This is a genomic window from Vibrio sp. S9_S30 (assembly GCF_014694455.1).
Taxonomy (GTDB): Bacteria; Pseudomonadota; Gammaproteobacteria; order Enterobacterales; family Vibrionaceae; genus Vibrio.
Genome location: NZ_JAAUWT010000030.1, coordinates 20,127 through 30,079, shown reverse-complemented (window position 1 = coordinate 30,079; position 9,953 = coordinate 20,127). Strand labels below are relative to the sequence as shown.

Below are 9,953 nucleotides of genomic sequence, written 5' to 3'. Positions count from 1 at the left end.
CGAGACATCGCAGTATTCATGGCTTTATGTTGAACTTAGTCGGTGGTCTTATCGCTTATTGCTTGAAAGATGACAAACCAAGTTTGAATCTAACAGCCCAAGAGTCTGAACTGTTAGATATACATGGTATCGTGGTCGCTTAACCAGATCTCAGGTTACTTAGGCAAATGTTACTCTTTTTAATATCACTATTCTTTTGGTAGTCGCATGATCAGTTTAGAACAGAAAGTTATCTCATTTTTAGGGAAGAACAAGGAAATGAGCTTTAAAGATGAAAATTTCTCTTACGAAGCTATTTTCCTCTGTAACGTAAAGCCCGATCCGACAAATGCGCGTTACCTCCCCACGGTAATGATCAGTGATGAAGATGCAGCACTTTTCGTCAACAGGAAAATTTCTAAGCGAGCGTTAGCTAAGATGTATGATGCCGAGGGTCTCGTACTTGTCGGTCACAACTGTTTTATAAATTATCTCCCCCACGGCTCATCTGATTGGAAAAAGCAAACGAAACCATTCACTCTATCGTCGATTTAGCCAACAACTTGGCCATGTCAGAAATCATTCAGGTGCCAACTGTTTACCCAATTCACGATGGTCAATTTCAAATTTTAACAGGCCACCGCCGATATTTTGCTCTTTTGTATACCTATGGTATTAATTCTGTTTCCCAGTTTAAAGTTTATCAATGCGAGCCTATTTTACTAAAAACCAAGCAGTTTCAAGAAAATGCCAGCCGCGAAGAGCTGCCTCAGTATGGCAAATTAGTCTCCTTTAATGCCGCACTACTCGAATTGCAAACCTTATCAGACGCCAGACTCAGACTCGGACTTAAAAACTGACCGTGCGAGATACAGTCAGCATACTGGGGATCTCCATGGGCTCTTTTGACAACTATAAAGTCCTTACTCGTTACCCCTGTGTACTCTCAGCATACGAAAATGGTATCGCCTTGCCATTTATGAAAGCCATAAAGATTGTCTTGACCATAGAGGAGCAGTACAAAGAAAAGCATGACAAAAGCGTCCTCAATGTGACGGATAAACACCACATTAATGATGAAATTGATTGCGTGCTGAATGGCACAACACAGAAAGCCTCCCCCCCCCCCCCGCACTCAGCATTTAAATTCAAGAAAATTAACTCAGCCAATACAATTAAGACGTTATTTGAGTCCAATATCTTCCAATTAGATACGGGTATTGGCTGGCAAGAGTTAGATTGGGGAAAAACTGCGGATGTGAACGCCGCACTGGTCAAAGTAATCGATTACCTCGAATCTCACAATCGCGATATCCTTTAATTGTCAGGCCATTTAAACCCCGTTTAGCATAGAGATACCAGCAATACCGCTACTTTATCCGCGCCGAGATATACTGCGATGAATGTGCTAACTGACCCATATAGACTGCTGATATTTCGTTGAAATATGCGCCACGATATGGATATACTAGGCTGTAATATTGTGGCATTCACCATGGTATTAGACACCCGACGATGTATGTAGTATCAGTCAAAGACGTTGTCGCAAGAAACACTGAGTATATATTGTGAGTCATTCACCACGCGATAAATGTGTTGTCGCGCATGTCACCACTTGCGCGTACGATCATCATAAGATCACGTTTGTGGTTCGTATATACATGCAAATAGTAAAAAGACACAGGTAAAAAAATGGAATCTTTAGTTCAAGTTATATTAGTAGGGGTAGGTGCAACCTTGATCATGGATCTTTGGGCCTTACTATTAAAAGTCAGTTTTGGCATCCCTTCATTAAACTACGGTATGGTTGGAAGGTGGTTTGTCTATCTCACCAAAGGCAAAGTATTTCATCAAGGCATCATGAAAACACCACCAGTCTCTGGCGAAAATACACTTGGTTGGATAGCACACTACGTGATTGGTGTTGCCTTTGCGTCACTGCTTTTTTTGGTGCTGGGCAGTGAGTGGATTGAATCACCGACCCTATTACCCGCCTTGGTAGCCGGGGTTGTCACCATTGTATTTCCTTTTTTCATCATGCAGCCATGTTTTGGCATGGGAGTCGCGGCCTCCAAGCTACCCAACCCCAACACACTGAGATTTAGAAGCCTGTTGGCGCACCTGTCGTTTGGCATTGGTCTCTATCTTTCCGCAAAGTTAATGATGACACTTGCTTAATATGCTGGATTCGTGACTGACCGATAAATTCAGACGCGCTCAGTGCAGTGCCAAGCCACATCATAAACCGTGTGACTTGGCACGTCACAATATCAGTTGGCAACGCTAGGGCTAATAAGGAATTTAAATAAAATGCATGATTCACCCCTCAATCAAGAATACTTGTTTCATCCTTTTGTGAAGCGCTTTGCTGGTGATCCCGAACAGGTTCGTGACATTCACGACATCGAACAATTGGAAAAGCACCCGGCTTCTGAGCGCTTTCCCTGCCAATCGGTGACCGATGCCCTCTCCATCGCTGCACAGAAGTACCAACATGCCCGAGCAATGAGCTACTTACCCAATGGACGCGCGGACGATCCGGTGCAAAGCTGGAGTTATATAGAGTTTCAGGAACAATGTATTGGTGCAGCCAATCTTTTCCACTCATTGGGGATAGATAGCGACAGTTCGGTGGCATTTTTGTTGCCCAATATGCCCGAAATGGTGTTTGGTTTGTGGGGGGCTCAGGCGGTCGCCATCAGCACACCTATCAATCCATTTCTGGAAGTAGAACATATTTGCGGCATTATGAAAGAAACCCAAGCACGCATTTTAGTGACACTTTCAAGTGATGCTAACCCAGCGCTTTTTGAAAAAGCGCTGGCAGTCCAGCACAACACCGTCCATCCAGTGACATTAGTGACCATAGGTACGCCCTGCAAGGAGGCGATAGACTGGCACTCTGAGCTGAAAAAGCAGCCTACAGATCAGTATCTTTTTCATCGTCCATTGAGCGGTCACGAAACCTCTGCATATTTTCATACCGGCGGAACCACAGGCACACCAAAAATAGCCAGGCACACCCACCGAAGTGCAATAGTGAATGCCTGTCAAATGCTAATTGTCGGTCCCAATGAAGCCCTACTCAACACCAAATCGAAAGTGTCATTGTGTGCACTGCCGCTATTTCACGTCAATGCCATTGTGGTGTCCTCGTTAACATCATTGCTCAATGGCTCTGAGCTGCTACTAGCAGGACAGCAGGGATTTAGAAACAAGGCACTCATACAAGATTTCTGGGCTATTGTCGAACGCTTTAAAATCAATTTTTTTGCCGGTGTTCCCACCGTTTATGCCGCATTGCTAGAGCAGCCAATCGAACAACACGACATCGACAGCCTCTTTTATTGCGGCTGCGGTTCGTCCCCTATGCCACAAGTACTCATCAATGAATTTACCCAGCGCACAGGGGCCGATATTTGTGAAGGCTACGGCATGACAGAAACCACCGCCTGCGCGTCAACACACTACTATTATGGTGCACGTAAAGTTGGCTCCGTTGGCATGAGAGTCCCCTATCAAGCCATTCGTGTCGTGCAACTGGACGACGATGGGCAGATCATAAAAGAATGTGCACACGGTGAAGTCGGGGTACTGCTGATCAAAGGTCCTAATGTGATCCCTGAATATAAACAAGCCTTTGCCAATGCAAATGCGTGGCCTGAGCCGGGGTGGTTGAATACCGGAGATCTGGGCAAGTTCGATGCTGAGGGCTATTTGTGGCTGACCGGTCGACAGAAAGATTTGATCATTCGAGGTGGACACAATATCGATCCACTGATCATTGAAAATACCTTAGTGGGGCACTCGGATGTCATTATGGCTGCTGCCGTCGGAAAGCCCGATGCGTACGCCGGTGAGTTGCCTGTCGCCTATGTGACGCTCCACGCTGACTCATCACTCACTGCGGACACATTAAAGCAATATTGTAAAGATAACATACCCGAACCAGCGGCATCACCAGTGGAAGTAATGATTGTACCTGAATTACCTGTGACCCCCGTTGGCAAAATTTTCAAATTGCCACTGCGCCAAGAGGTGCTGATAAACTGCGTCAGCAGTGTCATACATGCATTGCATGATACGCTAGAGTTCACAGTTGAGGTCATCAACAATGTGTCGACCGGCAGTATTGTCAGGATCCACTTTGCCCAGCAACGCGAAGACATAGATGAGGTTGCCGAGCAATTGCAACACCAGCTCGACAAGTTCCACTTTCAATGGGAATTCAAATTTGCACCAGTGTCAGCACCTCAAACCGCACTGGAAATATGACAAAGAAAAACATGGCCCATTCAATCTAGGTCAGCTGTGCAGAGCCCCAAATTTTGGGCTCTTGCTTTTCAATAAAAAGGAAATTGTTGTGACAACGACGAATTTGCAGGAACAGGCGATGACCAAGCCCCCCATCGCAAAAAATATCACAGATGGCAAAAAGCCAATCACCTGGTTAGACAACCCACTTACATACTTGCGTCAGTGCTATGACCAATACGGTGATATATTTAGAATCGGCTCTGAGAAAAGTGCAGTCACCGTATTGGCTGGACTTAAAGCCAACCAACTTATGAGTACTGAGAGCAAGGGCTTTTTGAGTTCAAATGCGTTTTGGTCAGATACACTGGATCAAATGAATTGTCCGCACTCATTTATTGGCGTAGATGGCGATGTACACCGCTATCAACGCCGTTTGATGGCCCCGATGTTTTGCAAAGCATCTTTAAAAGACAGTGTCGGCGAGTTTGGGAAAACTTTTCGAGATATTTTAAGTACGCAGTATAGCGAGCCATCAACACGGCTTTGTCCGTTTCTGCGCCACACTTTGTCGACGCAAATAGGGTATGCATTGCAAGGTTATGCCCCCACTCCTGAAGAAGTGGAAGCATTGATCGATTATCAAGCAACGGTCATGAACGCCTGCTCCTTTAAGCGTATTTCAAAAAGGGTTTTGACCTCGCCTGAATATCTACAAGCGAAGAAAACCGTGCACGACCTTGCCGATCGGATCATTCACAATGAACAAGCCGAGCATGCAAAAGAACGCTATATTGATGTGTTGATCTCACAAGGGCTTAAGAATAAACCGCAGTGGTTCACACCCGGAGATATACGTAATCACGCCATTATTCCTTTTCTTGCGGGAATTGATACGGTTACCTCTGCCTTAAGTTTTGCCCTACGAGAGCTCTTACTCAACCCTGATATTCGCCAAGAATTACAGCAAGAAGTCGCGCAGTTAAACCTCGATGAGCCCGACCTGTCGGTGATCAACGACATGACCAAAATCAATTTGTTCACCAAAGAAATCATGCGCTTATACCCGCCTGCATTTGCCATCTACCGTGTTGCAACCAATGACTTTGAGTTCAATGGCTATCAAATAAAACAGGGGGAGACCTTGATCTTTTTCTTGTCAGCCTGCCACACCGATGCTCGCTATTTTAGCGATCCCTATACGTTTAAATTACATCGATTTGCTGATCCGGATGTTGAATCAGAAGCCTATGCGCCCTTTGGAAAAGGCCCACATACCTGTATTGGTGCAGGTTTATCCAACATTATTTTACCGCTCAACCTCGCCACTATCTTGAAATTTGCAGATTTTAAGTACGAGGGCAATATTGCTGATCTGGCACTGGACTACACTAAGCCTTCTCTGTCTCTTGACCCAGATTTTTCCTTGAGCATTACTCCGCTTGCGCACAACCCAACTGCATAGGACACAGTTATGTATCCATATCTTTGTCAATTGGCGCTCACCACTAAACATCCCCATTTATGCAGCAGCTTTTATAAAAAGCTGCTGGGTTATCAAGACAGCGGGGAGCGCACGGTACGCGGTATTGCCGCCGCACGCATTTTCAGTTGCAAAAAAGTGCGAGCACAATGTTATTGGCTCACTGGCGACGACCCGTTTTTTCAATTGGAGATCTTTCACTTTGAACAGCCCCACTCGACAGATAACACAGCAAATATGCTCACACGTGGCTACAATATGCTGTTTATTGAGGCTCCATCCCTAGATGAGATCTGTCAAGACCCCCAGCTTGCCCCCCATATGCGTCAAATATGCCGATATCACGATCAAGGCACTGAGCATTTGTTGGTTCGAGACATCGATAACAACGTATTGGATATTTTTTCCAACGCGACCTCGCATACCCTGACTAAACCGACACTTCGCGGAGTTGGGGCCACCGTGAATGATTTGGACAGAGAAGTTTCCCACTTCACCAAGGGCTTTGGGTTATCTGAATCCACGGTACCATCGCATTTTGATCCACAATTTAAACGCTTGTCTGAGCAACCTCAATACAGTGGGGTTACGCAACGAAGTAAAACTCTGGTATGCGGCGGGTATCACTTGCAGCTCTCCCAATATAACGATACCAGTGCCCATCACACTAAAGCCCAGACAGATCAAGGGGTGCTCAATATCGCCCTCGGCATTCGAGCATACGATGATTTTGCACCGCTGTACCAAAGTCTGTTGGATGCAGGTTATCAACCGCTATGTCTACCTATGGGGGATGCGATATCCAATAGTGCATATGTACACAGTGCCTCACTCTCCGTCGAGCTAGTGCAGCTACCCACGCACATTCAAGCCATGTGGGGGTTTCCAGCACTAGAGCCAGAACCAACCTAGATTAAACCGCAGACTTGACACCCGGCTGAGCAACTGCGCGTATCGCGGTCACAGAGTCTATGATGGTCTGCGTCAAATCAATGCGATATGGCTCACAGAAATCCCGCTTTAGCTTACTGTCATCAAAGCGGTGCTCAATACCCAAGAACTTGTCTAGATAAGCCGTGGTTAAGCCCGTATTGTGCGCCGCTAAGGCGTACACCATCGCATCCTTTAATTCACGGTTCGGCATTTTATATTCCGGAAAATGCTGCGCGACAACTGCGGCAATACCTAACAGCGAAATTGATTTACCCGGTAGTAAGTAACGCCCCTCGACAGCAGGATTGTGCAAAGCTTCCACGTATATTCTCGCGACATCGCGCACATCGGCAATGCTGTAATATAAGCGAGGGCAGCCGCTTGCTCGGGCATCAAGTAAATTCCGCAATATAGAAATACTGGAATCTTGGTGCGCTTTGGCACTAAAAGGCCCCATCAACACCGACGGGTTAAATCGCACCAGTGTGGGTAATGCATCTGATGTGTCCACATCATACTGGGTCTTTAACAGCTGTTCAGCCTGTGTTTTTGAATAAAAATAGGGTTCACTACTGGTTTTGATATCGTTGTTCCAATCGCTTTCGTCATATAGATGATCGTCAGCAACATCCGAACGAAATACCGCGGCCATTGAAGAGCTATAAATGACTTTTTTCAATCCAGTGCAGCGCTTTATGCTTTGCAACATATTGTCGGTACCAATGATGTTCGCATCCTGATGGGTTTGTGGCACATCGACATCACTGGTAAACCCCAGTGCCGTCGTTGCCGCACAAGCAATCAAAAAATCACTGTCTGCCAAGACTGTATCTAAACTATTTGGCACAGTAAAATCAGCGCACATCACCTTGAGCATATCTGCACCATGTACTTGAGCTAGCTGCTGCAGATGCTGCGCCCCTTCGCTTGCTATATCCCTCACCGAGGCTCTCACCCGGTAACCTTGTGAGAGTAACTCAGCGACAACATGGGTCCCTAAATAGCCGCTGGCCCCCGTCACACATACTGTTTCACGCACAATTAGACTCCTTCTTGTGTTGTTATTTTTGACATCTTGACTGCGCCAGCCTGACGAGTCAGGCCTCTGATCTTACTCTCATACCAAGCGATGCTCATATGCTCTCCCTGTGGATCTCTCGGTAAGGTCAGGCCGCTTTGCGTATCACAGAGCGCCTGTGTGGCAAACTTAGGATCAATCGCCAAAGCCCGCGCGACCCCCACAAAATCCGCAGCGCCGCTCTGTAGGCATGCTCTCATCCCTGTGGCGCTTCGGAACCCGCCCGTAACAACCAATGCGGTGTTAACCTGAGTGCGAATTTGCTTGGCATATTCTAAAAAATAGGACTCCCGCGCTCGCGTGCTCTCTTTCATATTTCCCATCATGACCGGGTTTTCATAGGTTCCGCCAGAGATCTCTATTTGGTCAACCCCCATTTCATCCAACGTTTTGGCAACCTGCATTGACTCCGCTTCACTAAACCCGCCCCGCTGAAAGTCTGCCGAGTTGAGTTTTATGGCCACCGGATAATTCGGGCCGACCGCTAGGCGAATTGACTCATAGGTGGCCACTAAGAAACGCATCCGGTTTTGCAAGCTCCCGCCCCATCTATCTGTGCGTATATTGTGCAGCGGTGAGAGAAACTGGCTGATCAGATAGCCGTGGGCTGCGTGGATCTGCACACCGCCAAAGCCCACTTCTTTGCACCGCGCTGCGCAGCTGGCAAACTTGTCTATCAGGGCCAAAATTTCCTCGTCTGTCAATGCCCGTGGCACATTAAAGTGGCGCGCAAGGCCATTGCCCAGCGGTACCACTGAGGGGGCCACTGGTTGAGCACATAACTGACTGATAATTTGCTTCCCAGGGTGATTGATTTGTGCCCAAAAATGGGTGTTATTTTCACTGCCCGCAGCCGTCCAGCGACGAAAGCTGTCCAGATCACTGTGTTGATCTAATACCACATCCCTTGCCCCAGATAGAGCCGTCCTATCAATCATAATATTGCCAGACACTGAAATGCCAATATCACCCTCTGCCCACAGACGATATAAGGTCACTAACTTATCAGTTGGATTATGATTTTTATCACCTAGCTGTTCACTCATCGCCGATTTAAAAATGCGGTTTTTAACCACCACGGAATCGGAAAAGGCATACCGCGCAGCGAGCATATCCTGTACACTGTATTTCATATATGCCTCCACGGGCAGCTGCTCACCACCCCGGTAATTTTTAAATATTCCTTGTATATAGGCAGGTATCTCTACCTGACGGGGATGTTTAGTCTCGACATGCCTGCAACAACACCTGAGCCCTTAACCCCGAAGCGCTGGAATGCAGCGCAAAGTACTCGCCATGCGCCGCCGTTGAGCTGGCCATATAATCGACCAGATTAATAATTGAGTCGGCAGAAAAACAATGTCCAAATCGAGCGATATTATCCAAATAGAGCTGTGATTTGCTGACGCCAATACTGCCCTCTTTGAGGGTGATCACCGGCATGTAGAGATTGTTGCTAAAGACTTTACTCAGATCGCGAATTGTGAGGTGATTACGATCCATTAATTGCTGTGCGGTTGCGGTAAAGAGCGGCGTATCGTCAATGTCTTCCCCAGCCACTTTTAACTGTAGATGTGCATTGACTTGAGAGTCCACAATATTCAGCCCGTCCTCAGGCTCCTGGCTCAACACCTGCTTGTTAGACACCATAAAGCTTGCTGCGCCATCACTAAACAGCGCATAATCTTGAAAACGATGCCGCTCATCACGAATTTTATTACTGGTTACCAGCAAAATATGTTGATATTTACCACTGTCGATAAATTGCTTAGCCATATCTAATACTGACAGCAGATTGGCACAATCTGATACGGTAACCCCCATTGGAAACGCGCGCTCCATACCCAAAGATAGCAGTAACTGGCTATACGAAAGGGTTTCGTCCACTGGGCTGAAATCGGAACTACAAATGATGACCAGATCAACCTCTTGTGCTTCGATTGGCGCGGCAGCAAGGGTCTGCTGCATAGACTCAAACGCCATTTCAAATATCGTTTTGGCCGACGTGCGATACCCGCCCCAAGCAAACAGTTTGGGCATATTTGGCAGTCCATGTTCTGCTAACACACTGTGAAAAACTTCAACATCATCATATTGGTGCTCAACTTCTCCCAAGAAGTATTTTACAGAATGTAAACAGGATAGCCTCATCATATTTAAACCTCTAATACTTAAAATATCGTAACTTGCCCCTTGTGGCTGCGTCTAGCAACTACGAGGGGTACT

At 46.6% G+C, this 9,953-nt stretch carries 10 protein-coding genes and 1 pseudogene; 8 read left to right on the top strand and 3 right to left on the bottom strand.

Going from position 1 to position 9,953, the window contains the following annotated elements; translation table 11 throughout:
* The 8 genes and pseudogenes from HC752_RS22295 to HC752_RS22270 form a co-directional block, all read left to right on the top strand.
* A pseudogene (locus HC752_RS22295) lies at positions 1 to 143 on the top strand (IS982 family transposase); the annotation flags it as partial.
* 64 nt (positions 144 to 207) lie between these two features.
* Positions 208 to 534, top strand: coding sequence for a hypothetical protein (locus tag HC752_RS24710; protein ID WP_202987913.1), 327 nt, complete (start codon positions 208 to 210; stop codon positions 532 to 534).
* Positions 492 to 839, top strand: coding sequence for a ParB/Srx family N-terminal domain-containing protein (locus tag HC752_RS24705; protein WP_202987912.1), 348 nt, complete (start codon positions 492 to 494; stop codon positions 837 to 839). The genes HC752_RS24710 and HC752_RS24705 overlap by 43 nt, the downstream gene beginning before the upstream one ends.
* 35 nt (positions 840 to 874) lie before the next feature.
* Positions 875 to 1,300 (top strand): hypothetical protein, encoded by a 426-nt coding sequence (locus tag HC752_RS24700; RefSeq protein ID WP_202987911.1) that lies wholly within the window; start codon positions 875 to 877, stop codon positions 1,298 to 1,300.
* Between the two features lie 371 nt (positions 1,301 to 1,671).
* The gene (locus tag HC752_RS22285) at positions 1,672 to 2,157 is read left to right on the top strand and encodes a DUF2938 domain-containing protein (RefSeq protein ID WP_190337406.1); all 486 of its coding nucleotides are present in this window, start codon (positions 1,672 to 1,674) and stop codon (positions 2,155 to 2,157) included.
* Positions 2,158 to 2,289: 132 nt separating this feature from the next.
* The gene (locus HC752_RS22280; RefSeq protein WP_190337405.1) at positions 2,290 to 4,254 is read left to right on the top strand and encodes an acyl-CoA synthetase; all 1,965 of its coding nucleotides are present in this window, start codon (positions 2,290 to 2,292) and stop codon (positions 4,252 to 4,254) included.
* Positions 4,255 to 4,342: 88 nt separating this feature from the next.
* Positions 4,343 to 5,698, top strand: coding sequence for a cytochrome P450 (locus HC752_RS22275; protein WP_190337404.1), 1,356 nt, complete (start codon positions 4,343 to 4,345; stop codon positions 5,696 to 5,698).
* Positions 5,699 to 5,707: 9 nt separating this feature from the next.
* Positions 5,708 to 6,628 carry a hypothetical protein gene (locus HC752_RS22270; RefSeq protein ID WP_190337403.1) on the top strand — a complete coding sequence of 307 codons (921 nt, stop codon included), beginning with the start codon at positions 5,708 to 5,710 and terminating at the stop codon, positions 6,626 to 6,628.
* A 1-nt stretch (position 6,629) separates the two neighbouring features.
* On the opposite strand, the gene HC752_RS22265 is transcribed toward HC752_RS22270, so the two are convergent.
* From HC752_RS22265 to HC752_RS22255, 3 genes are all read right to left on the bottom strand, one after another.
* Positions 6,630 to 7,688, bottom strand: a complete 1,059-nt coding sequence (locus HC752_RS22265) for an NAD-dependent epimerase/dehydratase family protein (protein WP_190337402.1) — start codon at positions 7,686 to 7,688, stop codon at positions 6,630 to 6,632.
* A 2-nt stretch (positions 7,689 to 7,690) separates the two neighbouring features.
* Positions 7,691 to 8,860, bottom strand: a complete 1,170-nt coding sequence (locus tag HC752_RS22260) for an NADH:flavin oxidoreductase/NADH oxidase family protein (protein WP_238930601.1) — start codon at positions 8,858 to 8,860, stop codon at positions 7,691 to 7,693.
* Positions 8,861 to 8,948: 88 nt separating this feature from the next.
* Positions 8,949 to 9,881, bottom strand: a complete 933-nt coding sequence (locus HC752_RS22255; RefSeq protein WP_190337401.1) for a hypothetical protein — start codon at positions 9,879 to 9,881, stop codon at positions 8,949 to 8,951.
* Between the last annotated feature and the right edge of the window lie 72 nt (positions 9,882 to 9,953).

What these genes read in the sequence shown, in the direction of transcription:
- HC752_RS24710 (WP_202987913.1), top strand. Translation starts at nt 208, where the DNA reads ATGATCAGTTTAGAACAGAAAGTTATCTCATTTTTAGGGAAGAACAAG.
- HC752_RS24700 (WP_202987911.1), top strand. Translation starts at nt 875, where the DNA reads ATGGGCTCTTTTGACAACTATAAAGTCCTTACTCGTTACCCCTGTGTA.
- HC752_RS22285 (WP_190337406.1), top strand. Translation starts at nt 1,672, where the DNA reads ATGGAATCTTTAGTTCAAGTTATATTAGTAGGGGTAGGTGCAACCTTG.
- HC752_RS22280 (WP_190337405.1), top strand. Translation starts at nt 2,290, where the DNA reads ATGCATGATTCACCCCTCAATCAAGAATACTTGTTTCATCCTTTTGTG.
- HC752_RS22270 (WP_190337403.1), top strand. Translation starts at nt 5,708, where the DNA reads ATGTATCCATATCTTTGTCAATTGGCGCTCACCACTAAACATCCCCAT.
- HC752_RS22260 (WP_238930601.1), bottom strand. Translation starts at nt 8,860, where the DNA reads ATGAAATACAGTGTACAGGATATGCTCGCTGCGCGGTATGCCTTTTCC.
- HC752_RS22255 (WP_190337401.1), bottom strand. Translation starts at nt 9,881, where the DNA reads ATGATGAGGCTATCCTGTTTACATTCTGTAAAATACTTCTTGGGAGAA.